This window comes from Photobacterium sp. DNB22_13_2 (genome assembly GCF_052873915.1).
Map to the genome: position 1 here is coordinate 1 of NZ_JBNNXU010000265.1, position 241 is coordinate 241.

General features: G+C 67.2%; 1 protein-coding gene. It reads left to right on the plus strand.

What is annotated here, in order from left to right; genetic code table 11:
• Nucleotides 1-241 (plus strand): ABC transporter permease subunit (locus ACVA58_RS28605; RefSeq protein WP_446513608.1); only part of this gene is annotated, 241 nt, incomplete at both ends.

Sequence of the window (241 nt, forward strand, 5' to 3'; positions counted from 1 at the left end):
GGTCGGCGCATGGCTCGACAGCGTTGGTATCCAGCTGGTCTTCACGTGGCAAGGGGCGGTCATTGCCTCGACTGTGGTGGCGTTTCCGCTGGTCATGAAATCGGCCCGTGCCGCATTTGAGGGCGTCGACCATCAGCTCGAGAATGCCGCCCGCGTGCTCGGCCTGCCGGAAGCCGCCGTGTTCTTTCGCGTGACCCTGCCGCTGGCCGCGCGCGGTATCGCCGCTGGCGTCTTGCTGGCG